Origin of the sequence: Amycolatopsis iheyensis (genome assembly GCF_024703995.1) — a bacterium.
Classification (GTDB): Bacteria; Actinomycetota; Actinomycetes; order Mycobacteriales; family Pseudonocardiaceae; genus Amycolatopsis; species Amycolatopsis iheyensis.
This window is the reverse complement of the sequence record NZ_JAMXQV010000006.1, coordinates 1-26,160: the sequence shown is the minus strand read 5'-3', so window position 1 is coordinate 26,160 and position 26,160 is coordinate 1. Positions and strand designations below refer to the sequence as shown.

The following is a 26,160-nucleotide window of genomic DNA, read 5'->3' as shown; positions in this document are numbered from 1 at the left end:
TCAGCGCCTCTCCTCAGATCTTTCGGTTCCCAGTGCTTCGGCGAGCACGTCGGCCACGGATCCCACGTCCGTGAACCGGTCGAGCTGGTCCAGGTCGATCGTCACGCCGTAGTAGACCTCCAGTGCCGCCAGGAGCTTGATCCGGCCCTTCGAGTCGATGCCGAGCTCCTCCAGGGGAGCGTCGGGCTCGACGAGGGCCGGGTCGAGCCGGAAGGTGTCGCTGACGACCTTCGTGACCTCGGCGCGGTGATCACCCACGGACGTCACCATAACGTGCTCGCGCGGCCGACCGGGCGACCTTGCCGCTCGAGGTCCGCGGAAGGTCGCCGGAAGGGACCATCCGTACCGCACGGAGTGTGAGATCGTGCAATTTCGACACCGCGCGCAGCACCGCCCGGGTGACCTCTTTGGGGTCTGCCTCCGCTCCGCGTACCCATTCCGCGACCACCATCGCGCCTTCGCCGTCGTCGTCGGTCACGCCGAACGCGGCGACGCGGTCGCGGCGGACCGCGGGGTGCGCCTCCCCCGCCGCCGCTTCGATGTCCTGCGGGTGGAAGTTGCGGCCGTCGACGACGATGAGGTCCTTGAGCCGGCCGGTGACGTAGAGGTCGCCGCGGTGCACGACCCCGAGGTCGCCGGTGCGCAGCCAGCCGCCGAGGCCGTCGAGCGTGCCGTCGAACGCGGCACTGTCGCCGCGGCCCCAGTAGCCGGTCGCGACGTTCGGGCCGTGGATCCAGATCTCGCCGACCTCGCCCTCGGGCTGCTCGTGTCCTTCGTGGACGATCCGGACGAGCTGCCCGACCGGACGGCCGACGGACACGAGCTCCTGCCCGTCGACGATTTCGACCGCGTGGCCCTGGGCGAGGGCCGCACGGTCGAAAACCGCGCCCCGCGGCCCTTCTTCTCCCGCGCTCGCGACGTACACGGTGGCCTCGGCGAGCCCGTAGGACGGCCGGTAGGCCTCGCGCCGGAACCCGTGCGGGCCGAAGACCTCGAGGAAGCGCTCGACCGTGCGCGGGCGGACGGGTTCGGCCCCGTTGAGCGCGACCCGCACGTCCGAGAGGTCGAGGCCGTCCTCGGCGCCGGCGTCGGCCGCCAGGTCGTAGGCGAAGTTCGGCGCGGCGGTGAACACGGCCGGGTAGCCGGCCAGCTGCCGCAGCCACCGCGCCGGCCGGTGCACGAACTCGGCCGGGGCCATGAACACCCCGCGCCCGCCGGCGAAGACGGGCAGGCACAGCAGCTGGATCAGGCCCATGTCGTGGAAGAACGGGATCCAGCCGGCGCAGGTCGTCCCCTCGTCGACGGCGTAGGCCTGACTGCCCTGCCAGCAGGCCGCGACGATCGCGCGGTGCGGGATCACCGCGCCGGCCGGCTCCCGCGTCGACCCCGAGGTGTACTGCAGGTACGCGGGGCTCTCCGGCGCCACCGGGACGGGATCGGCGCCCGGCCCGGTCAGCTCGTCGGCCACGAGCAGGTGGTCGTGGCCACCGAAGTCGCGCACGCGCGCCGCCGCGGCCGACGACGTCAGCCAGACGCGCGCGCCGCAGTCGGCCAGGACGCCGGTGAGCCGCTCGGCCTGGGCGGGGCTCGACGGCGGCATCAGCGGGACGGCGACCAGCCCGGCGGCCAGCACCCCGAAGAACGCGAGCGGGTACGCCAGCTCCTGGCCCGCGAGGACGGCGACCCGGTCCCCCGGCTCGGCGATCTGCCGCAGCGCGCCGGCGACCACGCGGACCCGGGCGGCGAACTCGGCCCACGTCCAGGTGTGCTCGGCGTCGTGACTGTGGTCCTGGTGGGTGAACAGTGGGCGATCATCGTCCGCGCGGGCGAACAGGCGCTCCACGATCGAGGCGCGCAGCACCGCCTCGGGCACGGTCTCGGGCGGACGGGGCACGAAGGCAACCTACTGGGGTGGCGCGGCCACCGCGAAACCCGGTGCGCCGCCGGCGGGGCCGCGAGTAGCGTCCGTGCCCATGGCCTCACCCGAAGCGCTGGTCTCCGCCCTCGCCGACCCCGGACGGCTGCGGTTGTTCGCGCGGATCTGCGCCGAACCCGAGGGACTGCCGGCGCCGGGCGACCGGGCGACGGCGAAGCTCGCGAAGCGCTTGGTCGACGCGGGGCTCGTCACCGCCGACGGTGCTCGCTACCGGGCGGTGCCCGAGGTCTTCCGCGCCGCGCTGGCCAAGGCGCCCGCCGACCCGCTGGAGACGCTCTTCAGCCGCGGCCGGCTGGTCGCGATCCCGCATTCGGGCCGGCCGCGGCGGGCACTGCTCGCGCACCTCGCCGAGCGGTTCGAGCCCGGGCGGCTCTACACCGAGCAGGACGTCCGCGAGAAGCTCTCGATGGTCCACGACGACCACGCGACCCTGCGCCGCTACCTCGTCGACGAAGGCCTGCTGCAGCGCAGCAACGACGGCGGCGCGTACGGCCGCCCGGCCGAGGCACGCGCCGCGGGCTGACTCACAGGTCGTCGAAGTCCTCGGGGCGCAGGCCGTCGAGCTCGGCGCGGAACCGCTCGATCTCGGCCTCGGTGTCCAGCGCGTCCGACGCCGGGCCTTCGGTCTCCTGCTCGACCTCGAGCTGCACCGACGCGACGTCGAGCACCTCTTCGGCGACGCTGATCGGCGCGCCCTGGCGCAGGCCGAGCGCGACCGCGTCGCTCGGGCGGGCCGACACGCGAGTGCCGGAGACGAGCACGAGGTCGGCGTAGAAGATGCCGTCGCGCACCTCGGTCAGCTCGACCGCCGCGACGCCCTGGCCGAACGCCGCGAGGACGTCGCCGAGCAGCTCGATGGTGCCCGGGCGGGGCTGCGCGACCTGCTCCCGGGCGCGCACGAGCGCTTCGGCCTCGCCGTAGCCGATCATGATGGCCAGCCAGCGCCGGGCGCCGTCCGGCTCGCGAAGGAGCATCAGGGGCGCTTCGCCGGGCACCGGGACAGCCATGCCGACGACCTCGATCGGGATCACGCTGACCACCGCACCCTCCGTGTCGGGACTACTCCGCGCGCGAGATACCCAGAACGCCCGGTTTACAACCGGGCTTCGCGGGGCAGTTTTTTCACCCTCCGTTCTCCTGGGCTGCGGATTCCGCGCGCACACCTGGCCGGGCGCGGGGCGGCGCTGTCACCCTCGGGGCGTGAAACCGACAATCTCGCGTGCCGTCGACGTCCCGATCGACGCCGGCACGGTGTGGTCGTGGGTCACCGACCTGCCCCGGATGGGCGAGCTGAGCCCGGAGAACATCGGCGGTCGCTGGCTCGACGAGCCGGGCCCGGGGGCGCGCTTCCGCGGGCGCAACCGCAACGGCGACCTGCGGTGGTGGACGCGGGTGAAGGTGGTGGCCTTCGAGGAGCACCGCCGGTTCGCCTTCGACGTGCGGACCCCCTTCGGGTCACGGGTGTCGAGGTGGGAGTACGTGCTGACCCCGACGGCCGCGGGCTGCCGGGTGACCGAGAACTGGTACCGGATCGGCAGCTGGGTGGTCCGGAAGTTCATGGGGCCGCGGGTGACCGGCCGGGCCGATCGGCCGGGGTACAACGTGCGGTCGATCGAGCACACCCTCGCGGCGCTCAAGGCGCGGGCGGCGGAGCACGCGGCGGCGTAGTGACTTGTGTCGCCCTGAACTGGTCAGTCTCTTGTTGAGACCCACTGTTTCCGGCTAGGTTGCTCTTTCAAACCTAGGAGGACGCATGCCGCCGAAACCCGGTCTCGTGCTGCTGGTCGTCTCGACGGCGGCGTTCCTCGCCAGCCTGGACACCTTCATCGTCACCATCGCCTTCCCCGGCATCCGGGCCGCGTTCCCCGGCGACGACCTCGCGACGCTGTCGTGGGTGCTCAACGGCTACACCGTGCTGTTCGCCGCCTGCCTCGCCCCGGCCGGGCGCCTGGCCGACCGGTACGGCCGGAAGCGGCTGTTCCTGCTCGGGGTCGCCGTCTTCACGCTCGCCTCGGCGCTGTGCGCGGCCGCACCGTCGATCCCGGTGCTCATCGCCTTCCGCGCGGTGCAGGCGATCGGCGCGGCCCTGGTCATGCCGACGTCGCTGGCGTTGCTGCTGACGGCGTTCCCGCCGCAGCGGCGGCCGATGGCGGTCGGCGTCTGGGCGTCGGTCGGCGCGGCGGCCGCGGCGCTCGGGCCGCCGGTCGGCGGGCTGCTCGTCGAGGCGTCCTGGCGCTGGGTGTTCCTGGTGAACCTGCCGATCTGCGCACTGACCCTGCTGGCCGGGCCGCGGGTGCTGCGCGAGTCGCGGGACACCTCGACCGGCGTCCCCGACCTGCTGGGTGCGGCCGGCCTGCTCGTGGGTGTCGGCGCGCTGGCCTACGCGCTGGTCGAGGCGTCCGACGACGGCTGGGGCGCGCGGCCGGTGCTGCTGGCGTTCGCGGTCGCCGTCGTCGCGCTGGTGTGGGTGCCGCTGCGCTCGGCGCGGCACGCGACGCCGGTGCTGGACCTGCCGGCGCTGCGCGTCCCGACGCTGTGGCTGGCCTGCGTGACGACCGGGGTGTTCGCGGCCGGGTTCGCGGCGATGCTGTTCGGCAACGTGCTGTTCCTGACGTCGGTCTGGCACGACTCGATCCTCGTCGCCGGGCTGTCGCTGGCGCCGGGGCCGCTGGTCGTGGTGCCGGTGTCGATCCTCGGCGGCCGGTTCGTGCACCGCTTCGGCCCGGGCCCGGCGGTCGCGCTCGGCGGGCTGTCGTTCGGCGCCGGGGTCCTGATCTGGTTGCTGCGCATGGGATCGACGCCCGACTACCTGGGCTCGATGCTGCCCGGCCAGCTGCTGACCGGCATCGGGGTCGGGCTGATCCTGCCGAGCCTGTCGGGCGTGGTGGGCACGGTCCTGCCGCCGGCCCGCTGGGGTGCGGGCTCGTCGATGGTCAACACGACGCGTCAGGTCGGCACCGTGCTGGGCACCGCGGTGCTCGTGGCCGTCTTCGCCGGCACCCCGGACCTGGCGGACTTCCGCCACGGCTGGCTCCTGGTCCTGGCCACCGCGGCGGCGACTTCAGCCGGCGGGGTGGCGATCGCGGCGAGACGACGGTCGGATCATCACGTCGAGCCCCAGGCTTCGGCCAGCGCCGCGAGTCCGGCGTCGATCTCCGCCACCGGGATCGAGCCATAGCCGAGGACCAGGCCCGGCGCCGGAGATCCGCCGCACAGGTCGGAAAGCGTCTGCACCGCCACGCCCGCCGCCGACGCCCGGGCGGCGATCGGCTCCAGGTCGACGTCGGCGAGCGCGCACAGGTGCAGCCCCGCCGCCGAGGGGACCACCCGCAGGCGGTCCGCGAACCGTGAGTCCAAAGCAGACACGAGCCGCTCGTGCCGTTGCGCGTACACCTTCGTCGCTCGGCGAAGGTGCCGGGCGAACAGACCTTCGTCGACGAACCTGGCCAACGCCGCCTGCGCGACCGGGTCGCCGTGCCAATCGGCCAGCTGACGGGCTTGCCGCAGCGCGTCCCGCAACGAGGGCGGCGCCACCAGGAAACCCAGGCGCAGCATCGGGAGCAGCGTCTTCGAGAACGACCCCACGTACGCCACCCGCCCGTCGCGGTCCAGGCTCTGCAACGGTTCCAGCGGGCGGTCGGAAAAGCGGAACTCGCTGTCGTAGTCGTCCTCGACCACCAGCGCGTCCGCGTGCGAAGCCCACGCCAGCAAGGCCGCGCGGCGGGCCAGCGACATCGGGGTGCCGAGCGGGAACTGGTGCGACGGCGTCACGTACACCAGCTTCGTGCGCGGGGGCAGCGCCGCGACGTCGAGGCCTTCGCCGTCCACCGGGACACCGACGACTTCGGCGCCGTGGGACGCGAAGAGCAGCTTCGCCTGGCGGTAGCCGGGCTCTTCGACGGCGACACGGTCGCCCGGGGACAGCAGCACGCGACACAAGAGGTCCAAAGCCTGCTGCGCGCCCTGGGTGACGATGACGTCGTCCGCGGCCGCGCGCACCGAACGGGAAACGCCCGCGTGCCGGGCGATCGCCGCGCGCAGGGGCGGGTGGCCGGCCGGGTCCGCGTAGTGGGCGACGCGGTCGCGGAGTTCGCGGGCGAGGAACCGGCGCCACGTTTCGAGGGGGAACAGCCCGGCGTCGGGGACGCCGACGCGGAAGTCGTAGCGCGGTTCGCGGACCGGCGCGGTCACCGCCGGCGGCAGCGACCGCCAGATCGCTTTCGGCCGCGGCCCGCTCGCGGTGGGCACCGAACGCGGTTTCGGCGCGGGCAGCGAGGCGCAGACGTAGGTCCCGGCGCCGACGCGGCCGGTGAGGAAGCCGTCGGCGGTGAGGCGGTCGTAGGCGACCGCGACGGTGTTGCGCGAAACCGCCAGCCGCCGCGCCAGCTCCCGGGTCGGCGGCAGCCGCTCCCCCGCCCGCAGCCGGCCGTCGAGCACGGCGTCCCGCAGCTGCCGGTAGATCCGGACGGACAGGTCGCCGCGGCCGGCCAGGCTGACGTGGAAGTCCATGCGCCGAGGCTACATTGGCCCAATCTGATCCACGGGAATTGGATCTGGGATCGGGCCAAATCTCGCTCTACCGTCATCGGTATGACGCTGACCGTGGATCGCCCCGCACCCGCCCGCCCGGGCCGGCTGCTCGCCGCCGCCCAGCTGGCCGGCTCGCTCGGCGACGGCGCGTTCCTGACCTGTTCGGTGCTGTTCTTCACGCGGATCGTCGGGCTGAGCCCGGCGCAGGTCGGGCTCGGCCTCACGCTCGGCTGGGCGGTCGGCTCGGTCGCGGGTGTGCCGCTCGGCCACCTCGCCGACCGCCACGGCGCCCGCGGCTCGGCGGTCCTGCTGGCGCTGGCGACGAGCGCGTCGATACTGACGTTCCTGCTGGTCCGCTCGCCGCTGCTGTTCGTGCTGGCCGCGTGCCTCTACGGCAGCTGCCAGACCGGGCTGGCCGCGGTCCGCCAGGCGCTGCTGGCCGCGCTCGCCGACCCGGAACGGCGCACGCGCGTCCGGGCGCAGCTGCAGTCGGCGGGCAACGCGGGGCTCGCGATCGGCGCCGGCCTGGGTGGCCTCGCGCTCTCGGCCGACACGGCGTCGGCGTACCTGACGGTCTTCGTGCTCGACGCCGCGACGTTCGTGGTCACCGCGGCGCTCATGCTGGCGCTCCCGCCCGTGACGACGTCGGCTCCGCGCACGGGCGAGCCGAAGCTGGCCGTGCTGCGCGACCGGCCGTATGCGCTGGTGACGGTGCTGAACGCGGTCCTGCTGCTGCGGATGCCGCTGCTGAGCGTCGCGATCCCGCTGTGGATCGTCGAGCGGACGGCCGCGCCGGGTTGGACCGTGTCGGCGCTGTTCGTGCTGAACACGGTCGTGGTGGTGCTGGTGCAGGTCCGCGTGGCGGGCCGGCTGGCGAGCATCGGTTCGGCCGCGCGGATGGTGCGCCGGTCCGGGGTGCTGCTGCTGGCCTCGTGCGTGGCGTTCGCGTTGTCGGCGTCGGGGACCTCGCCGTCGGTCGCGTTCGCGGTGCTGGTGGTGGGCGCGCTGGTGCAGGTGTTCGGCGAGATGCTGCAGTCGGCGGGCACCTGGGAGATCGGCTTCGCGCTGGCCCCGGCCGACAAGCAGGGGCAGTACCAGGGGTTCTTCGGCACGGGCGTGTCGGTGGCTCGCGCGATCGGCCCGGTGCTGCTGAGCACGGTCGTGGTCGGCTGGGGGCTGCCGGGCTGGCTGCTGATGGGTGCGGTGTTCCTCGCCGCGGGCTGGGCGATGGGCCCGGCGGTGCGCTGGGCCGCTAGGACTTCAGCTGCCGCGCGTTGAGCCCGTACTGCGCCATCTTCCGGTAGAGCGTCGCGCGGCCCATGCCGAGCTTCGCCGCCGCGTGCACCACCGTCGCGCCTGGCTCGGCCAGGCAGCGCACGATCTCGTCCCGCTCGAGCGCCTGCAGCCGGCTCAACCGGTGCCCCACCCCGCTGAACACCTCTGCCGGCAGGTGCGCGGTGTCCACCACGTCCGACCGCGAAGCCGCTTCCCGCACCACCCGCCGAAGCTGCTTCGCGTTCTCGGGCCAGTCGTACGCCGTGAGCGCCCGGACCGCGGCCGAGGTGAACGTGATTTCCCGGCCGCGGTCGCGCCGGGCGAAGTGGTGGGCCAGCGGGAGGATGTCGTCCGGGCGGAAACGCAGCGCCGGCAGCTCGACCACCCGGTCCACCAGCGGCCGCAGCGCCGCCGGCACGGCACCGGCGTCCTCCGCGGTGAGCACGAACGGCGGCGGCCCGTCCCCGCGGACGTCGGCGAACCGCCGCGCCAGCTCCTCTGCCGCCCACGCCGGCAGGGCCTCCACGCCCGACACGATGACGCAGGTGCCGTCCTTCGCCAGCTCGGGTGTCCACAGCGTCAGCCAGGTGTCGACGTCGTCGGGTGCGGGCGGGCGCGCGTTGAGCACCCGCTCCCGGGGGCGCAGCTCGCGCCGGGCCAGCGACGCGAGGGCCGTCTTGCCCGCGCCCGGCTCGCCGACGACCGCGACGACGCGGCCCGCGGCGAGCGCGGTGTGCGCTTCGCCCAGCGCGGTGGTCCAAGCGGGTGACAGCCGGGGCACGTCACCCGGGTCGACGCGGTCGGCGTAGACGCGGAAGACCTCGCCGCGCGGGGTCGGGCGGGGGGTGCGCCCGGACGCGCGGGCCAGCATCAGCGCCGCGGTGTTGCCCGCCGCGGCCTGCGCGAGCGCCAGCAGCAGCTCGGACGACTGCGCCGACCAGGTCGTCAGGTTGACGCTGCCGGCGAGCGCCCCGGTCAGCGGGTCCAGCACCGGCACGGCCGCGCACGTGTAGCCGCGCAGGCCGGTGCAGTAGTGCTCGCTCGCCCGCACGAGTGACGGCGCCCGGTCGGCGAGCGCCAGGCCCAGCCCGTTCGTGCCCGCGTTGCTCTCGGCGAAGTAGAAGCCGGGCGCGAGGTGCACCCGGTCCAGCGACCGGTTGATGGTGGCGTCGGTGCACAACCGGCTCAGCACGAGGCCTTCGCTGTCGGTGATCATCAGGCTGATCGGCTCGTTGGCCAGCGTCGCCTGCAGGCCGCGCAGCACCTCGGTGCCGCATTCGAACAGCAGCGACCCGGTGTCGACCGCGCCGGAGAACACCGGCAGGACCTCGTCCTCGGGCACCCCGTACCGCTCGCTGCGCTGCCACGACGCCCGCAGCCGGGGCGCGATCGCCGCCTTCGCGTCGAACGAACGCGTGACGTGCACCTGCGGGTTCTCCACCTCGGCCTCCCGGGACGCGGCTCTGCGTCGGACTCCCCCACCGTACGTCCACCGATGCGCGGGCGTTGCGGTGAGCTGTCTCAAAATGGGACACGCGACGGGTCCCTGACCAGCGCCGACGTCCTTACCGTCCCCTCCAGCACACGACGACGTGGAGGGATCCGGATGTACAGCAAGGACGGCGAGAACTACTTCATCGTGGACGCCCACGTGGCCCTCTGGGACGCGCGCCCGGAGAACCAGCGCACCATCCACGGCAAGCAGTTCATCGACTGCTTCTACGACTACCACCAGAACCTCAGCCCGGCGTCGGAGAAGTGGCCCTACGAGGAGTACCTCTACCAGGGCGGCGAGCGGCTGATGCACGACCTGTTCGAGATCGGGTACGTCGACCACGCGATCTTCCAGCCCGCGCACCTCGGCGCGTTCTACAACAACGGCTTCGGCCAGACCGAAGAAGCGTTCGCGCTGACGCAGCAGCACCCCGGCAAGCTCACCTACAACCACTTCTTCGACCCACGGCTGGAGCAGGCCGGCATCGACCAGCTCAAGCAGGAGGCGAAGCGCTTCGGGCTCAAGGGCGTCAAGCTCTACACCGCCGAGTGGCAGGGGGACTCGCGCGGCTACAAGCTCAACGACAAGTGGACGTACAAGTACTTCGAGGCCTGCCAGGAGCTGGGCATCAAGAACATCCACGTCCACAAGGGACCGACGATCCGGCCGCTGGACCGCGACGCCTTCGACGTCGCCGACGTCGACCACGCCGCGACCGACTTCACCGACCTCGACTTCGTCGTCGAACACTGTGGCCTGCCGCGGCTGGAGGACTTCTGCTGGATCGCCACGCAGGAGCCGAACGTCCACGCGGGACTCGCGGTGGCGCTCCCGTTCATCCACACCCGGCCGCGCTACTTCGCGCAGATTATCGGCGAGCTGCTGTACTGGCTCGACGAGGACCGCATCCAGTTCTCCAGCGACTACGCGCTCTGGACGCCGAAGTGGCTGATCGAGCGGTTCGTCGACTTCCAGATCCCGGCGGACATGCCCGAGTACGCGCCGCTGACCGTGGCCCAGAAGAAGAAGATCCTCGGCCTCAACGCGGCGGCGATGTACGACATCCCGGTGCCTTCCGAGCTGCGGCTGCCGCAGCTCGAGCCGCAGGCCGTGTCGGTGGCGTGACATGACCACCGACGCCTACACCGCGCTGGACGCGGTGCTCGACCCGGAGCTGGACGAGCCCATCACCGACCTCGGCTTCGTCAAGTCCCTCGACGTCGACGGCGGGCGGGTGACCGTCCACTTGCGACTGCCGACGTCGTTCTGCGCGCCGAACTTCGCCTACCTGATGGCGTCGGACGCGAAGGACGTGCTGACCGCGTTGCCGTGGACGACCGAGGTCGTGGTGGAGCTCGACGACCATCACGACTCCGACCTCATCAACGCCGGTCTCGCCGCGGACGCCGGTTACCACGGGACGTTCGGCCACGAAGCCGACCAGGACCTGGCGGAGCTGCGGGAGATCTTCCGCCGCAAGGCGCACCAGGCCGCGATGGAACGCGCGCTGACCGTGCTGCTGCGCGCCGACGGCGACGTCGACCTGCACGGGGTCACCCTCGCGGACCTGCCGGAGGTGCCGGCTTCGGCGGCGCTGGTGCGGCGGCGGGCCGCCCTCGGGCTGCCGGCCGACCCGGCGTCGCCGGTGCTGGTCGACGAGCACGGGACGCCGTTCCCCCGCGAGGAGATCCCGCTGCGGCTGCGGTTCGCGAAGTCCGTGCGGATTTCCATGGAAGGCAATGCCCACTTCTGCCGCGGGCTGCTCCGCACCCGCTACCCCGATTCCCCGGTGGAGGCAACAGCATGAAGGCGGTCCAGGTCGTCGGGTACGACCAGCCCCTGCGGATGACCGAAGTCGCCGCGCCCACGGTCACCGGCCCGTACGACGTGGTCGTGCGGATCGGCGGCGCGGGCGTGTGCCGCACCGACATCCACATCCTCGAAGGGCAGTGGAAGGAGAAGTCCGGCGTCACGCTGCCCTACACGATCGGGCACGAGAACGCGGGCTGGGTGCACGCGGTCGGCAGCGCGGTCACCAACGTCGCCGAGGGCGACAAGGTGATCGTGCACCCGCTCATCACGTGCGGGCTGTGCCGGGCCTGCCGCTTCGGCGACGACGTCCACTGTGAGCAGTCGCAGTTCCCGGGCATCGACACCGCGGGCGGCTATGCGGAGTACCTCAAGACGTCGGCGCGCAGCGTCGTCAAGATCGACGGCTCGCTGGAGCCGGCGGACGTCGCGGCGCTGGCGGACGCCGGGCTCACGGCCTACCACGCGGCGGCGAAGGCGGCGCGGCGCCTGCGCCCCGGCGACAAGTGCGTCGTGATCGGCGCGGGCGGGCTCGGGCACATCGGGATCCAGGTGCTGAAGGCGATCTCGGCGGCCGAGCTGATCGTGGTGGACCGCAACCCGGACGCGGTGAAGCTGGCGGTGTCGATCGGCGCGGACCACGGCGTCGTCGGCGACGGCTCCCAGGTGACCCAGGTCCTCGACCTGACGGGCGGCCACGGCGCGGAAGCAGTGATCGACTTCGTCGGCGAAGGCGGCGCGACCCGCGACGGCATCGCGATGCTGCGGCGGGCCGGCGACTACCACGTCGTGGGTTACGGCGAGAACATCGACGTCCCGACGATCGACATCATCTCGACCGAGATCACCTTGGTCGGCAACCTGGTGGGCTCGTACAACGACCTGTGCGAGCTTATGGTGCTGGCGGCGCAGGGCCGCGTGAAGCTCCACACGGCCCGGTACTCGCTCGACCGCTTCCAGGACGCCCTGGACGACCTCGGCGCCGGCCACATCCGCGGCCGAGCCATCCTCGTCCCCTGACCACAAGGCGGCACTTTCCCTACGAAAGTGATCCGGAGTCCCCACTCCATGTCACTTTCATAGGGAAAGTGCCGCTTACTCGGTGGGCTGGGCCGCCGGGGCCTGGTGCAGGGAGAGGTCTTGGCCGGCGGCGGAGTCCTGGGCCCAGGCCCCGGACTCCGCCGTCCACGTCTGGCCGGCGTAGCTCACCTTGTCGATGCCCAGCGCCTCCGCGCGGCCCACCAGCCAGCTCGCGTACGTCCAGCCCTGCGCCGCCGGGTGGGCGCCGCTCAGGCGGGCCGTGCCCAGCTCCGCGGTGGCTGACGCCGCTATGTCTCCGGGCGCCGCCAGGGTCAGGTTCCGGCAGGTCAGCGCGGCCGGGAACTGGCCGTTGAACGCCGCCGCCAGCGCGCGGGACTGCGACTCCCACTGCGCGTACGCGTCCGGGACGCCCGAGCGCTGGATCTCCTGGGCAGCCTCGGTGATCGGCAGGGTCTCCCAGCCCGGCAGCTTCTCCAGCTTCTGGTAGAACGCCGTCGCCGCGTAGACCGGGTCGCGCAGCTGCGCCACCGTGCCCCAGCCCTGGCTCGGCCGCTGCTGGAACAGCCCGACCGAGTCGCGGTCACCGCCCTCCAGGTTGCGCAGCTTCGACTCCTGCAACGCCGTGGCCAGCGCGATCGTGGCCGCGTGCGGCGGCAGCCCCAGCTTGGTCCCGACGGCCGAGATCGTCGCGGCGCTGTCCATCTGCTCCGGGGTGAACGTGTACCCGTTCTGCCCCGGCGTCGCCACCGTGCAGCCCGGCGTCCGCACCGGGCTACGCGTCAGCACGACCACCACGACGATCCCCGCGGTCAGCACGATGACCGCCCCCAGGAAGATGGCCACCTTCAGGCCACAACCACGCACCCTGCCTCGCCTTCACCCGTTCGCACCAGTCTGCCAAAGACAGGACGCGGCACACCGGGTGGAGGTTCAGGCGCCGAGGAAGATCGGGTTGGACAGCGCGACCATGGCGTTCGGCTGAGTCGTGTTCGGGCCGCCGGACGGGCGCCGGACCTCGACGCGCACCCACCGCGAGTACCGCGGGTACGTGGTCCACGTCACGGTGGCCGTGCCCGAGTCGCCGACCGTTTCCGTGTGTTCCGGGCCCAGCTGGTCGAGGAACGTCACCGTCGTGCCCGGCACGCCGCCGACGACCGCGCGCACCGTCACCGCCGTCCCGGTGCCCGCCGGCAGCCGCTCGCCGATGCCCGCGGTGCGGCCGCCGCCGGACACCGTGAAGTCCAGCTGCACCGAAGACGACTCGGCCAGCCACGACCGCCCCGCCTTGAGCCCGGCCAGCAGCTCCTTGCGGCGCAGCCGGTCGGCGAAGACGACGGTGTGCGGCAGCGCGACCCGCTGGTCCGGGTTGTGCGCGTCGGAGTCGCCGATCGCCGGGATGAACCGGCCGCCGCGCAGCAGGCCGTCCCAGTGGATGACGCTCGCCTCGTCGTCCTGGGTCCACGGGCCGTTCCACACCTCGACGAGGTCGGCGATCTCGTACGCGAACTCGTAGGTGCAGCCGAAGCAGTTGGCGAACGGGTGCGCGGCGGTGACCAGGCCACCCGCCCGGTGCACCTGGTCGGTGAACCGGCGGAAGTCCGCGGCGTCGGCCGCGCGGTAGCGCCAGTCGATCCACGTGCCGGCGGGCAGGCCGATCGCGGGCCAGTGCCCGGAGCGCGTCGTGACCTCTTCGCCGTTGAGGATCAGCAGGTCGTCGGTGGCGTACCGGCCCCAGACCAGCTGCGAGCTGGACGTGTTGTGGTCGGTGGAGACCATGAAGTCGAGCCCGGCGGCCCGCGCGTCGGCGACCAGCTGCTCGGGCGTGCGGCGGCCGTCGGAGTGCACGGTGTGCAGGTGGCCGTCGCCGCGGTACCAGGCGCGGCCGCGCTCGCGGGCCGGCGCCGACTCCGGCGCCGGGTCCGGCTTGAACGGCGCGGCGTCCGGCCCGAAGGTGAGCGTGATGTCCACCCGGTAGTTCAGGCCCTGCGGCGCGACGGTGTACGGGCCGAGGACGACGTGCCACCGGCCGGGCTTGATCGGCCCGGCGAGGTAGCCCGGCGTCGCTTCGGACGCGCTGATCGAGAACCGGTCGCGGAAGCCGCCGGACCAGCCGCGGAACCCGCGCGCGTTGCCCAGGTCGTGGCCTTCCGGGCCGAACATGCCGATGTCGCAGGCGTTCCCGCGGGTGCCGGCGGGCACCTGGGGCTTGTCGTAGGAGTACACGACGTCGATCTGCTTGACGCCGCGCGGGACGTCGACCGGCAGGTAGTACCAGTCCGGGATGTCCGGCCGGAAGGTGCCGGTGACCGTCCTGGTCTGCGTGCCGGCGCCGCCCGGCTGGTCGGCGAAGGCGACGCCGGGCAGCATCCCCGCCGCCGCGCCCACCGCCGCCACCCCGCTCGCGCGCAGCAGCGTGCGCCGGGTGAAGTCCCCAGAACTCATGCGTACCTCCGCATCGAAAGACGCCCCGACGCTAGGCCGCGAACGCGAACGCGGACAAGAACCGGCGGTGAACTTTCGGCGCGTGGCCGCGGTGCCCGGTCAGGACCTGGCGCGGCGGGCCAGGATCCACGCGAGCGCGACCACGGTGGCGCTCGCGGCCGCCCCGAGCCGGGTGACGTCGACCGCCGGCACCCAGGTCACCGAGCCGCCCCGGACGACGAACGCGCCGACGGGCCGGGCGTGCACCCCGAACCCGGCGCCCTCGCGCACCGGGAGCCGGTCTCCCCCGCCGCCACCCCCACCGCCGAGGACGGCCGCCGCGGGGAGCACGACCGTCCCGTCCCGCTCCACCGGTTCGCCGTAGACCAGGTTCGCGGTGAAGACCTCCCGCGCCGCCGACGCCAACTGCCCGAGTTTCATCCCGCCATCCTGCCCGCCATCAGGCTCGGTCGTGGAGCGTGACCTGGTAGCCGTCGGGGTCGGCGAAGGTGAAGGTCCGCCCGAAGGGGCCGTCGATCGGTGCGGAGACGATCCGGTGGCCGTCGGCGACCAGTGCGTCGTGGATGGCCTGGACGTCCGTGGCGTGCAGCCAGATCGCGGCGCCGATGCCCGGCTGGGCGACGGCGGCGAGATCGGTGCCGGGGACGACGTCGCGCAGCGCGAAGGCGATCGGCTTCGTTTCGAAGACGACGGCGTGCGGCGGTCCGGCCGGCGAGCGGACGAGGCCGAGGTACCGCTCGTAGAACGCCCGCGAAGCGTCGAGGTCGCGCGCCTGGAGCGAGATGAAGTCGGGTCCGGTGACGGGCATGTCGGTGATCCTTTCGTCGTGTCAGGTTCCTGACACGCACACCGTATGTCAGAATGCTGACATGAGTCAAGACGGGGTCGACCTGGAGACGTCGCTGGGCTACCTGCTGAAGGAGGCGTCGAGCGCCTTGCGCGTGGCCATGGAGGAGGTGCTGCGGCCGCTCGGGATGAACGTGACGCACTACTCCTGCCTCGAGCTGCTGGCCCAGCGGCCGGGGTTGTCGAACTCCGAGCTCGCGCGGGGCGCGTTCGTCACCCGGCAGTCGATGAACGTCCTGCTGCAGGCCCTGGAGCGCGACGGCTACGTGACCAGGCCCGCCGAAGCGCCCGTCGGGAAGGCGCTGCCGACGCGGCTCACGCCTCGCGGCCGGCGCAGCCTCGAGAAGGCGACCGTGGCGGTCCGGTCCGTCGAAGTGCGGATGCTGGGCGGCCTGACCGAGACCGAGCAGGCGGCCGCGTTCCGGCTTCTGGGCGCCATGATCCGTGCCCTGCGGGACGACAGCTGACGCGCGTCCACTGTGGCCGGTTCCCGCTGACCGGCTCCCCGCCCCGGCCGGGAATGCTCCACGGAATCGGTGCAGCGCTGAAAAAATTCCGCTGAAGGTGTGGCAAAAAGATGTATCCGGCGGCTTTTCCCGGCTGCGGAGTTAGCGTCACAGCGCTCGTCCGAAAGCCACATCCGGGGAGGAACCATGGCATTGCTCAAGAACGGCGCGGTCTCCGCGCCACCGGGCGCACCCACCGCCGCGCGGGCGCTGACCTCGGGTGATCCGTTCGCCGCCGGCGGGATCGCCGCCGAGCGGGGCGCGAACCGGTACGGCGTCTGCTCGATCGAAGACTTCCCGCCGGGAATCAACGACCTGTCCGCGACCCACGAAGACGCCGGCGGTTTCTACAATTACGTCAAGCAGTTCACGGCGCCGAACTTCTGGTACACCGACGGCGGCGTGCTGTCCTGGATCTACGGCGAGCAGTACGACGACTGGCAGGGCACCTACGGCTTCGACGCCTGCGTCGCGGAGTACCACTCCGGGCACGGGACCATGGACGGCAACGGGGTCTTCTGGATGCCGATGGGCGGCACCTGGGGCGGCACCGCCTGGGCGAGCTCGAACGACATGCGCCTGGGCAACGAGGTCGCCCGCTACCTGTTCTTCTCCACCTGCCTCTCCCTGCGCATCGGCGACGGCAACAGCCCGATCCGCACGTGGGACGCGGCGAACCTGGGCCTGCGGATGATCTTCGGCTTCGAGACCACCAGCGTCGACAGCCCCAACTACGGGGCCTACTTCTTCAGCAAGTGGAACGCCAACGGCCACAAGTTCGGCAAGGCCTGGCTCGACGCGTCGTGGGACATCGACCACCACCAGGCGCCCTCGGTCGTGGCGTGCGGGGCGACGCAGGCCGAGGCGCAGGACCGGCTGTTCAACGAAGGCGCGTTCAACACCGCCGCCGCGTCGAAGAACTGGTGGTGGTGGACCTGGTACGACGCCGCCAAGAGCATCAGCCCGCCGCGGGTGGAGCTGCCCGGCACCCCGCAGACGGCCCGGTTCGCGCCGCACCGGCTCTCGCCCGCGCGGCTGAGCGAGCTGGCCGGGCACTACGGCGTCCGGGTCGGCGGCGGCCAGGCCGAGCCGGCGATGGGCCCGCACGGGCTCGTCCTGGGCGACGGCCAGGGTGGGCCGCGGCTGACCGTCGACCACCGGGGCGTCCGCGAGATCACCTTCGCCGAGACCGACGGCAGCGGCCGCGACGCGCCGAGCGCCGCGGAGGCGGTCCGGATCGCACAGGACGCCGTCGAGACGTTCGGCCTGGCCGACCGCGTCGACCTGGTCGCGGACGCGGTGCGCCACCAGTACCACGCGGGCGGCACGCCCGAAGAGGTCGCCGAGCCGCGGGTGCGCGAGACACACGTGGTGTTCACGCAGCTCGTCGACGGGCAGCCGGTCGTCACGCCCGGTCTCGGCGAGGTCCGGGTCGCCATCGACGGCTCGGGCACGGTGACCACGATCGCCGACGCCACCCGCGAGGTCGACCGGCTGACCGCGGGCGCGCCGGCCGCGCCGCCGTCGACGGCGGGCGCCGGCCGTGATCCATCCACTGTGGACGAGGCACTGGACGCGCCGCTGCAGCGCCTGCTGCGCCGGCTGTCCGCGGGCGGGCGCGTGCCGGCCGAGGTCCGCGCGATCCCGGACTCGACGACCGTGGGCTACGCGATGCGCGGCGACGACGGCGCCCCGGTGGCCCGCCGGACGGTCGAGGTGGACTGCGGCGAGGGGTTGGCGAAGCGGTACGTCCTGGAGGCACCGCTGCGCTGAGGCAGGCGGGCCGGCACCACGTCGGGGGGTGCCGGCCCGTTTCTCGTCCCGCCCACCGAGACATTCATCAGATGTCTGACGCAGCTTCTTGCACGTCGAGGCTGCTCTGCCGCTGAAAGGCGCGTTGACATCTGATGTATGGGGTGCCAGCGTCGTGCCATGCACCTCGGACGACTGGGCACGGCCCTGGGCGCGGCACTGCTGGCGGCCGTCACCCTCACCACGCCGGCGGGCGCGGCTCCCGGCCGGACGCTCGTCGTCGCGCCGGACGGGCGCGGCGAAGCCTGCTCGCCGCACCGCCCGTGCGCGCTGGAAAGCGCTTCCCAGCGGCTCGCCGTCGAACGCGGCGACGTCACGGTCCTGCTCCACGGCGGCACCTACCGGCTGTCCCGGACGCTCGAACTCCCCCGCACCGCCGCGAAGGTCGCGTTCCGCGCCGCCCCGGGCGAGACACCGGTGCTCACCGGCGCGCGCCGCGTCACCGGGTTCACCCGCACCGACGGCACGCGTGACATCTACACGGCGCGCGTCCCCGCCGGCACCGACACCCGGCAGCTGTTCGTCGACGGCGTCCGCGCCGAACGCGCCCGCACCGCGCTGAACCCCGCGACGTTCACCGCGACCGCCACCGGCTTCCGCACCCCCGACCCGGCGTTCGCCGCGCTGACGAACCAGCCGGGGATCGAGGTGGTGCAGGAGAACAAGTGGAAGCACCTGCGCTGCCCGCTGACGTCGATCACGCCCGACGGCGGCGGATCCGCGCTGACCGTCCAGCCGGAGTGCTGGCGCAACAACAACACCGCCGTCATCAACCGGCAGTTCCCGTTCAACGGCAACGGTCTGCCCAAGCTCGACGGCGTCAGCTGGGTCGAGAACGCGCCCGAGCTGCTCACCCGGCCCGGCCAGTGGTACCTCGACCGGGCCGCGGGGAAGCTGTCCTACATCCCGTTGCCCGGCCAGGACATGACGCGGGCCGACGTCGAGCTGCCGCTGCTCGAAACGCTCGTCGAGGCGTCGGGCACGCCCGGCCACCTCACGCCGGTCGACGACGGCGCCGGGGCCTACACCGGCGCGTGGACGACGTCGGCGAACCGGGCGTTCGGCGACTACCAGGACGGCGTGCACGTCACGACGACGCCGGGCGCCTCGGTGAGCTACACCTTCAGCGGCACCGGGCTGGACGTGCTCGCCGAAACGAACACCGGCCAGGGCGCGTTCACCGCGACCGTCGACGGGCGCCCGGATCCCCGGCCGCACACCGAAACCGGCGACGTCCGGCTCGCACAGCAGGTCGTCTATTCGATCGGCGAGCTGCCGAAGGGCCGGCACACGGTGACCCTGACCAGCCGGAGCGACCGGCCGTTCCTGGTCGACGCGTTCGTCGTCACCCCGGAGGCGGTGCGACCGGTGCGGGACTTGAGTTTCACCGGGCTGACGTTCACCGGCACGACGTGGACGCTGCCGTCGCGCGACGGCTACGTCGACAACCAGGCCGGCGTCCAGTGGGCCGCGGCGGCGCCGCACGCGCCGATCCGCCCGCCGGCCGCGCTCGAGATCCACCGCGGCCGGGACGTTTCGGTCGGCGGCAGCACTTTCCGGCAGCTCGGCGGCGCCGGGCTCGCGTTCGCCGACGGGACGCAGTCCTCGCGCGTCACGCGCAGCCGGTTCGAGGACATCGCCGCCGGCGGGATCGCGATCGGCGAGGTCGACGACTACTACCTGACCGATCCCGCGCGGATGACGCTGGACACCACGATCGCCGACACCACGATCACCGACGTCGGCCGGGACTACCACGACGCGGTCGGCGTCTGGGCCGGGCACGGGCGGCGGATCACCCTCGAGCACAACGAAATCGCGCGCACGCCGTACTCGGGCATCTCACTCGGGTGGGGGTGGGGCTGGGCGTCACCGTGCGAGCTGCAGGCGAAGCAGGGTCTGCCGGCGTGCCGCCGGGGCACGCTCTACTCGGGCGACAACCACATCGTCGGCAACGACATCCACGACGTGATGCGCACGCTGCTCGACGGCGGCCCGATCTACACGCTCGGCGGACAGGACGCGACGGCGGAGTCGGTGACCGCGGGCAACTGGGTGCACGACGCGCCGAACAACAACAACATGCTCTACCACGACGAGGGCAGCTCGTACTGGAACACGTTCGGCAACGTGGTGAGCAACCCGACCGGCCGCTGGGTGGGCATGTGGACGCCGACCATCCACGACATCCGGGTGCACGGCAACTTCACGGACAACACGGTGGTGAAGAACCTCGGCACGAACGTGCTCATCACCGACACGACGGTCGTGACCGGCGGAAACTGGCCACCGGCTGCGAAATCCGTGATGGCGGCGGCCGGTCCGCGCTGACTTTTCACCGGGATCGGGTGTGAACGGGAGGTATCCGGGGCATTTACCGGTGACACCTGTGCCCGGAGGGTGTGCGTACCGAGGGGAGAGCGCGATGACTTTCGACTTCGTCGGCCGCTGGCTGGGCAAGCATCGCGAACAGCCCGGGGTGACGGTGGACCTGTCCTGCGGCGGCCGCGTGACCCTGCGCGAGATCGACGGCCACCCGGTGCTGGCGATCACCACGGCCCCGGGCCCGGACGGCCACTGCGCGGTGGCGGCCGTGCCGTTGTCGGAGGCCGAACGCCGCGAACTCGGCCACGTGCTGGAGTCCCACGTGCTGCTCGCCTCCTGATCGCGTCCGCGTCACCCGCTGTTCTCCTGGTCGTAGGCTGATCCCTGTGCTTTGTCGCAGACCTCGCCCAAAACCCCGCCTCCGCGGTGTGGCGCGGGTCGCTTTTTGTAGGGTTGCCACAAAGCAGCCGCCTCGGCATGCGCCATGGCGGACATTGGTCTACCCGGCGGTAATCCAGCAGGGTGTAGACAGGTGCAGGCGACGCCCCAGAACAGGTGCGTCGCCTTCTGTGCGTGGGTACTTGGGAGGCTCAGCCGGTGTTCAGTCGTGTCGCCATCGTCAACCGCGGAGAGGCCGCTATGCGGCTCATCCACGCCGTCCGGGATCTGTCGGCGGAAACCGGGACGCGGATCGAGACGGTCGCCCTCTACACCGACGCGGACCGCACCGCCACCTTCGTGCGTGAGGCCGACCTGGCCTACGACCTCGGTCCGGCGTCGGCCCGCCCCTACCTCGACCTCGCGAAGCTCGAGACGGCGCTGGTCGAGACCAAGGCCGACGCCGCGTGGGTCGGCTGGGGCTTCGTCGCGGAGGACCCGGCCTTCGCCGAGCTCTGCGAGAAGGTCGGCATCACCTTCGTCGGGCCGAGCGCCGAGGCGATGCGCAAGCTCGGCGACAAGATCGGCGCGAAGCTGATCGCCGAAGAGGTCGGCGTGCCGGTCGCGCCGTGGAGCCGCGGCGAGGTCGCGACGCTCGAAGACGCGCTGGCGGCCGGTGACCGGATCGGCTACCCGCTGATGCTCAAGGCCACCGCGGGCGGCGGCGGGCGCGGCATCCGCATGGTGGCCTCCGGCGAAGACCTCGCCGACGCCTACGAGCGCACCAGCCAGGAGGCCCTGCGCGCGTTCGGCTCCGGCGTCGTGTTCCTGGAGCGCCTGGTCACCGGCGCGCGGCACGTCGAGGTCCAGGTGATCTCCGACGGCGCGACGGCGTGGGCGCTCGGCGTCCGCGACTGCTCGGTGCAGCGGCGCAACCAGAAGATCATCGAAGAGTCCGCCTCCCCCGTGCTCGCGCCGGAGCAGACTGCCGAGCTGAAGACGTCGGCCGAGCGGCTCGCCGTGGCGGTCGGCTACCGCGGCGCGTGCACCGTCGAGTTCCTGTACCACCCGGGCGAGAAGCTGTTCGCCTTCCTCGAGGTCAACACCCGCCTGCAGGTCGAGCACCCGATCACCGAGATCACCACCGGCACCGACCTGGTCAAGCTGCAGCTGCACGTCGCCGGCGGCGGCAAGCTGGCGGGCGACCAGCCCGCCGAGCTCGGCCACGCCGTCGAAGCCCGGCTCAACGCCGAAGACCCCGACCGCGACTTCGCGCCCTCCCCCGGCCGCATCGCGCGCCTGGCGCTGCCCGCCGGCCCCGGCATCCGGGTCGACACCGGCGTCAGCGAAGGCGACACCATCCCGGCCGACTTCGACTCGATGATCGCCAAGATCATCGCCTACGGCCGCGACCGCGACGAGGCGCTGGGCCGCCTGCGTCGCGCGATGGCCGAGACCACCGTCATCATCGAAGGCGGCGCGACCAACAAGAGCTTCGTGCTCGACCTGCTCGACCAGCCCGAGGTGATCGACGCCAGCGCCGACACCGGCTGGATCGACCGCGTCCGCGCCGAGGGCCGCCTGGTCACCCACCGGCACTCCGCGATCGCGCTCGCCGCGGCCGCCATCGAGGCCTACCAGGACGAGGAAGAGCTCTCCGTCCAGCGCCTGCTGGCCACCGCGCACGGCGGCCGCCCGCAGGTGCAGCACGAGGCCGGCCGCCCGCTCGACCTCAAGCTCCGCGGCGTCGGCTACCGCGTCAGCGTGTCCCGCGCGGGCCAGACCCGCTTCCGCGTCGGCATCTCCGCCGGCGGCTCGGACGTCCACCACGCCGACGTCGAGCTCAACCGCTTCGACGCCCACAGCGGCCAGATCGTGGTCAACGGCCGCCGCTTCCGCCTCGTCGCGGCCACCCACGGCCCGATCCACCTGGTCGAGGTCGACGGCGTCACCCACCGCGTCAGCCGCGACGAAGGCGGCGTCGTCCGCTCCCCCGCGCCCGCGCTGGTGGTCGCCACGCCGCTGGCGGTCGGCGACGAGGTCGAGGCGAACGCGCCGATCCTCGTGCTGGAGAGCATGAAGATGGAGACGGTGCTGCGCGCGCCGTTCCGCGCCCGCGTCCGCGAATGCCCGGTGTCGGTCGGCAGCCAGGTCGAGACCGGCGCGCCGCTGATGCGCCTCGAGCCGCTCGCCGACGGCGCCGAGGAGGAAGCGGCCGACGAGACCGAAGCCGTCGAGATCGAGCTGCCGTCGGTCCCGGACGGCGTGTCCGCGGCCGAGCGCGTCGAGCGCGGCCTGCAGGACCTGCGCAGCCTCCTGCTCGGCTTCGACGTCGACCCGGCCGAGCGCAAGCGGCTCCTCGCCGCCTACGTCGAGGCCCGCACCGAGCTGGGCAACCGGCCGGTCGAAGGCGAGCTGGGACTGCTCACCGCGTTCGCCGACCTGTCAGAGCTGAGCCGCAACACCCCCGGCGGCGAGGACACGGTGCCCAACGGCGCGGTGCACAGCCCCCGCGAGTTCTTCCACAGCTACCTGCAGAGCCTCGACGTCGAGCGCGCCGGGGTCACCGAAGGCTTCCAGGCGAAGCTGACGAAGCTGCTCGCCCACTATCGCGTCACCGAGCTGGAGCGCACGCGCGAGCTGGAGTCCGCGGTCTTCCGGATCTTCCTGGCGCAGCAACGGATGCCGGCCGACGTGGCCGTCGTCTCCGAGCTGCTGCGCCAGTGGCTGGCCGGGGCGCCGCCGGTCGAGTCGCTCAGCGAGCGTGCCGGGCTCACCCTGGAGCACCTGATCGAAGCCACGCAGGTGCGCTTCCCCGCGGTGTCGGACCTGGCCCGCGGCGTGGTCTTCCGCTGGTTCGCCCAGCCGCTGCTGCGCCGGCACCGCGCCGAGGTGTACGCCGCGGTCCGCACCGAGCTGCGCTACCTCGACCAGCACCCGGACGCCGCCGACCGCGCCGAGCGGATCCAGGCCATGATCACCGGCTCGCAGCCGCTGGTCCGGCTGATCGGGCAGCGCATCGGCCGGCCCGGCCGCGACCACGCGCCGCTGCTGGAGGTCCTGACCCGCCGCTACTACGGCAACCGCCGGCTGTCCGGCGTCACGGTGCGCGACGCCGGGGGCTGCCGCTGGCTGACCGCCGAGCTCAACGCCCCCGACGGCGTGCTGCCGCTGGTCACCACCGCCGTCGACTTCGCGGCCCTGCCCAACGCGCTGGACGCGCTCGGCGAGGTGGCCACCGAGGGCGTCGTCGCCGACCTGTACCTGCGCTGGGAGGACCAGCCGGACGCGGACGCGACCGCCGAGCGGCTCGCCGCGCTGCTGGCCGAGCACGCGCCGCCGGCGAGTGTCCGCCGGATCGTGGTCACCGTGGCCGGCACCGGCGGCGCGGTGATGCACCACCACTTCACCTTCCGCCGCGAAGGCGCGGGCTTCACCGAGGACAGGCTGATCCGCGGCCTGCACCCGCAGATCGCGCAGCGGCTGCAGCTGGAGCGGCTGCACGAGTTCGACCTCACCCGCCTGCCGTCGGCGGACGAGGAGATCTACCTGTTCAAGGCCGTGGCGAAGACCAACCCGGCCGACGAGCGGCTGATCGCGATGGGCCAGGTCCGCGACCTGACCCCGCTGCGCGAGGCCGACGGCCGGCTGGTCGCCCTGCCCGCGCTCGAGGACGCCGTCACCGCGTGCCTCGACGCGATCCGGAACATCCAGGCGCTGCGGCCGCAGAACAAGCGGTTCGACACCAACCGGATCATGATGTACGTCTGGCCGCAGACGGAGCTGACCACCGACGAGCTGAACACCCTGGTCCAGCGCATCCTGCCGACTTCGGTCGGCGCGGGCCTGGAGGAGGTCCAGTTCCTGGGCCGGCGGCGCACCGACGCGGGCAAGCTGACCGAGATCGCCGCCCGCATCACCTTCGACGCCGGGCACGGCGCGCGGCTGCACGTCGGGCCGCCCTCGACCGAGCCGGTCCGGCCGCTGGACGACTACCGCCTGAAGGTGCTGCGCGCGGCGCGGCGCGGCAACGTCTACCCGTACGAGCTGACCGACCTGCTCGCCGGCACCAGCGGCTCCTTCGTCGAGCACGACTTCGACGCCGAGGGCGGCCTGGTCCCGGTGGACCGGCCGAAGGGCCAGAACAGCGCGGCGATCGTCGCCGGTGTCGTGACGACGCCGACCGAGCGGCACCCCGAAGGCGTCACGCGGGTCGTCCTGCTCGGCGACCCGACGAAGTCGCTGGGCGCGCTGTCGGAGCCGGAGTGCTCGCGCGTGATCGCGGCCCTCGACCTGGCCGAGCGGATGCGCGTCCCGCTGGAGTGGTTCGCGCTCTCCTCGGGCGCGCGGATCTCGATGTCCTCGGGCACCGAGAACATGGACTGGGTCGCCGCGGCGCTCAAGCGGATCGTCACGTTCACCCAGGACGGCGGCGAGATCAACATCGTCGTCAACGGCATCAACGTCGGCGCCCAGCCGTACTGGAACGCCGAAGCCACGATGCTCATGCACACCAAGGGCGTCCTGATCATGACGCCGGACTCGGCGATGGTGCTCACCGGCAAGCAGGCGCTGGACTTCTCCGGCGGCGTGTCGGCCGAGGACAACTACGGCATCGGCGGCTACGACCGCGTCATGGGCCCGAACGGCCAGGCCCAGTACTGGGCGCCGAACCTGGCGGCCGCACGCGCCGTGCTGATGTCGTACTACGACCACACCTACGTCGTGCCGGGCGAGGCCGGGCCGCGCAAGGTGGGCACGGACGACCCGGTCGACCGCGACGTCTCGGCGTTCCCGCACGCGGTCGTCGGCAGCGACTTCACCACGGTCGGCCAGATCTTCTCGGCCGAGCACAACCCGGACCGCAAGAAGCCGTTCGACATCCGCACGGTGATGCGCGCGCTGTCCGACCAGGACCACCCGGTGCTCGAGCGCTGGGCGGGCATGGCCGACGCGGACACCGCCGCGGTGCAGGACGTGCACATCGGCGGGCGGCCGGTCTGCCTGGTCGGCATCGAGTCGCGTTCGGTGCCCCGCCGCGGCTTCCCGCCCACCGACGGCCCCGACACCTACACCGCGGGCACGCTGTTCCCGCGGTCGTCGAAGAAGACGGCGCGGGCGATCAACGCGGCGTCGGGCAACCGGCCGCTGGTGGTGCTGGCGAACCTCTCGGGCTTCGACGGCTCGCCGGAGTCACTGCGCAAGCTGCAATTGGAGTACGGCGCGGAAATCGGCCGGGCGATCGTCAACTTCCGCGGCCCGATCGTGTTCACCGTGATCTCGCGTTACCACGGCGGCGCGTTCGTGGTGTTCTCCAAGGCGCTCAACCCGAACATGACGGTGCTGGCCGTCGACGGCTCGTTCGCCTCGGTGCTGGGCGGCGCCCCGGCGGCGGCGGTGGTGTTCGCCGGCGACGTGGCCAAGCGCACGGCGAACGACCCGCGCGTGCTGGAACTGCAGAACCAGGTCACGGCGGCCGACGCGGCCGAGCGGGCCGCGCTCAGCGCCAAGCTGGCGGAGGTCCAGTCGTCGGTCCGCGCGGAGAAGGTCAGCGAGATCGCGGCGGAGTTCGACAAGGTGCACAGCATCCGGCGCGCGGTCGAGGTCGGCTCGGTGGACGCGATCATCAGCACCGCGGAGCTGCGGCCGCGCATCATCGAGGCCATCGAGCACGGCCTGAAGGACTGACGCTGTCGTGAGTGTTGCGGGGGGGTTGGAACCCCCCGAAAACACACCACCGGTCGAAACGCGGTGGGGCCACCCCG

The 26,160-nt window shown here is 72.6% G+C and carries 21 protein-coding genes; 12 read left to right on the top strand and 9 right to left on the bottom strand.

What is annotated here, in order from left to right; all coding sequences use genetic code 11:
• Together M8542_RS12480 and M8542_RS12475 are read right to left on the bottom strand one after the other, a co-directional pair.
• Positions 1-258 carry an acyl carrier protein gene (locus M8542_RS12480; RefSeq protein WP_257920268.1) on the bottom strand — a complete coding sequence of 86 codons (258 nt, stop codon included), beginning with the start codon at positions 256-258 and terminating at the stop codon, positions 1-3.
• The gene (locus tag M8542_RS12475) at positions 251-1,894 is read right to left on the bottom strand and encodes a fatty acyl-AMP ligase (protein ID WP_257920267.1); all 1,644 of its coding nucleotides are present in this window, start codon (positions 1,892-1,894) and stop codon (positions 251-253) included. The genes M8542_RS12480 and M8542_RS12475 overlap by 8 nt, the downstream gene beginning before the upstream one ends.
• Positions 1,895-1,973: 79 nt before the next feature.
• Between M8542_RS12475 and M8542_RS12470 the strand changes: the two genes are divergently transcribed.
• The gene (locus M8542_RS12470; RefSeq protein ID WP_257920266.1) at positions 1,974-2,459 is read left to right on the top strand and encodes a DUF2087 domain-containing protein; all 486 of its coding nucleotides are present in this window, start codon (positions 1,974-1,976) and stop codon (positions 2,457-2,459) included.
• Position 2,460: 1 nt separating this feature from the next.
• Here the strand turns inward: M8542_RS12470 and M8542_RS12465 are convergent, their stop codons facing one another.
• A complete protein-coding gene (locus M8542_RS12465; protein WP_257920265.1) occupies positions 2,461-2,976 on the bottom strand; it encodes a bifunctional nuclease family protein in 516 nt (171 codons plus the stop codon).
• A gap of 160 nt (positions 2,977-3,136) precedes the next feature.
• On the opposite strand from M8542_RS12465, the gene M8542_RS12460 reads away from it, so the two are divergent.
• Both M8542_RS12460 and M8542_RS12455 read left to right on the top strand, forming a co-directional pair.
• Positions 3,137-3,604, top strand: a complete 468-nt coding sequence (locus tag M8542_RS12460; RefSeq protein WP_257920264.1) for an SRPBCC family protein — start codon at positions 3,137-3,139, stop codon at positions 3,602-3,604.
• An 85-nt stretch (positions 3,605-3,689) separates the two neighbouring features.
• On the top strand, positions 3,690-5,114 hold the full coding sequence (locus M8542_RS12455; RefSeq protein WP_257920263.1) for an MFS transporter: 1,425 nt from the start codon (positions 3,690-3,692) through the stop codon (positions 5,112-5,114).
• Here the strand turns inward: M8542_RS12455 and pdxR are convergent.
• Positions 5,042-6,445, bottom strand: a complete 1,404-nt coding sequence (pdxR, locus tag M8542_RS12450) for a MocR-like pyridoxine biosynthesis transcription factor PdxR (protein ID WP_257920262.1) — start codon at positions 6,443-6,445, stop codon at positions 5,042-5,044. The two genes, M8542_RS12455 and pdxR, sit on opposite strands and share 73 nt — an antisense overlap.
• A gap of 81 nt (positions 6,446-6,526) precedes the next feature.
• Here pdxR and M8542_RS12445 point away from each other — a divergent pair, with 81 nt between their 5' ends.
• The gene (locus M8542_RS12445; RefSeq protein WP_257920261.1) at positions 6,527-7,744 is read left to right on the top strand and encodes an MFS transporter; all 1,218 of its coding nucleotides are present in this window, start codon (positions 6,527-6,529) and stop codon (positions 7,742-7,744) included.
• Here the strand turns inward: M8542_RS12445 and M8542_RS12440 are convergent.
• The gene (locus M8542_RS12440) at positions 7,719-9,182 is read right to left on the bottom strand and encodes an AAA-type ATPase lid domain-containing protein (protein WP_257920260.1); all 1,464 of its coding nucleotides are present in this window, start codon (positions 9,180-9,182) and stop codon (positions 7,719-7,721) included. The genes M8542_RS12445 and M8542_RS12440 overlap by 26 nt on opposite strands.
• A gap of 165 nt (positions 9,183-9,347) precedes the next feature.
• Between M8542_RS12440 and M8542_RS12435 the strand changes: the two genes are divergently transcribed.
• From M8542_RS12435 to M8542_RS12425, 3 genes are read left to right on the top strand one after another with little or no spacing between them, the layout of a single operon-like run.
• Positions 9,348-10,361 (top strand): amidohydrolase family protein, encoded by a 1,014-nt coding sequence (locus tag M8542_RS12435; RefSeq protein ID WP_257920259.1) that lies wholly within the window; start codon positions 9,348-9,350, stop codon positions 10,359-10,361.
• Between the two features lies 1 nt (position 10,362).
• Positions 10,363-11,043 carry an iron-sulfur cluster assembly protein gene (locus M8542_RS12430; RefSeq protein ID WP_257920258.1) on the top strand — a complete coding sequence of 227 codons (681 nt, stop codon included), beginning with the start codon at positions 10,363-10,365 and terminating at the stop codon, positions 11,041-11,043.
• Positions 11,040-12,065 carry an NAD(P)-dependent alcohol dehydrogenase gene (locus tag M8542_RS12425; protein WP_257920257.1) on the top strand — a complete coding sequence of 342 codons (1,026 nt, stop codon included), beginning with the start codon at positions 11,040-11,042 and terminating at the stop codon, positions 12,063-12,065. The genes M8542_RS12430 and M8542_RS12425 overlap by 4 nt, the downstream gene beginning before the upstream one ends.
• A 75-nt stretch (positions 12,066-12,140) precedes the next feature.
• Here M8542_RS12425 and M8542_RS12420 read toward each other — a convergent pair whose 3' ends face one another.
• From M8542_RS12420 to M8542_RS12405, 4 genes are all read right to left on the bottom strand, one after another.
• Positions 12,141-12,929, bottom strand: a complete 789-nt coding sequence (locus tag M8542_RS12420; RefSeq protein WP_257920256.1) for a hypothetical protein — start codon at positions 12,927-12,929, stop codon at positions 12,141-12,143.
• 87 nt (positions 12,930-13,016) lie between these two features.
• Positions 13,017-14,528 carry a CehA/McbA family metallohydrolase gene (locus M8542_RS12415; protein WP_257920255.1) on the bottom strand — a complete coding sequence of 504 codons (1,512 nt, stop codon included), beginning with the start codon at positions 14,526-14,528 and terminating at the stop codon, positions 13,017-13,019.
• Positions 14,529-14,627: 99 nt separating this feature from the next.
• On the bottom strand, positions 14,628-14,948 hold the full coding sequence (locus M8542_RS12410; protein ID WP_257920254.1) for a hypothetical protein: 321 nt from the start codon (positions 14,946-14,948) through the stop codon (positions 14,628-14,630).
• 19 nt (positions 14,949-14,967) lie between these two features.
• Positions 14,968-15,336 carry a VOC family protein gene (locus tag M8542_RS12405; RefSeq protein ID WP_257920253.1) on the bottom strand — a complete coding sequence of 123 codons (369 nt, stop codon included), beginning with the start codon at positions 15,334-15,336 and terminating at the stop codon, positions 14,968-14,970.
• A 61-nt stretch (positions 15,337-15,397) separates the two neighbouring features.
• Here M8542_RS12405 and M8542_RS12400 point away from each other — a divergent pair, with 61 nt between their 5' ends.
• The 5 genes from M8542_RS12400 to M8542_RS12380 all read left to right on the top strand — a co-directional run bounded on the left by M8542_RS12400 (position 15,398) and on the right by M8542_RS12380 (position 26,083).
• Positions 15,398-15,841 carry a MarR family winged helix-turn-helix transcriptional regulator gene (locus M8542_RS12400; protein WP_257920252.1) on the top strand — a complete coding sequence of 148 codons (444 nt, stop codon included), beginning with the start codon at positions 15,398-15,400 and terminating at the stop codon, positions 15,839-15,841.
• Positions 15,842-16,027: 186 nt separating this feature from the next.
• The gene (locus M8542_RS12395; RefSeq protein ID WP_257920251.1) at positions 16,028-17,653 is read left to right on the top strand and encodes a DUF6345 domain-containing protein; all 1,626 of its coding nucleotides are present in this window, start codon (positions 16,028-16,030) and stop codon (positions 17,651-17,653) included.
• Positions 17,654-17,812: 159 nt separating this feature from the next.
• A complete protein-coding gene (locus M8542_RS12390; RefSeq protein ID WP_257920250.1) occupies positions 17,813-20,023 on the top strand; it encodes a hypothetical protein in 2,211 nt (736 codons plus the stop codon).
• A gap of 94 nt (positions 20,024-20,117) precedes the next feature.
• Positions 20,118-20,357, top strand: a complete 240-nt coding sequence (locus M8542_RS12385) for a hypothetical protein (RefSeq protein ID WP_257920249.1) — start codon at positions 20,118-20,120, stop codon at positions 20,355-20,357.
• 257 nt (positions 20,358-20,614) lie between these two features.
• On the top strand, positions 20,615-26,083 hold the full coding sequence (locus M8542_RS12380; protein ID WP_257920248.1) for an ATP-binding protein: 5,469 nt from the start codon (positions 20,615-20,617) through the stop codon (positions 26,081-26,083).
• Positions 26,084-26,160 lie beyond the last annotated feature (77 nt).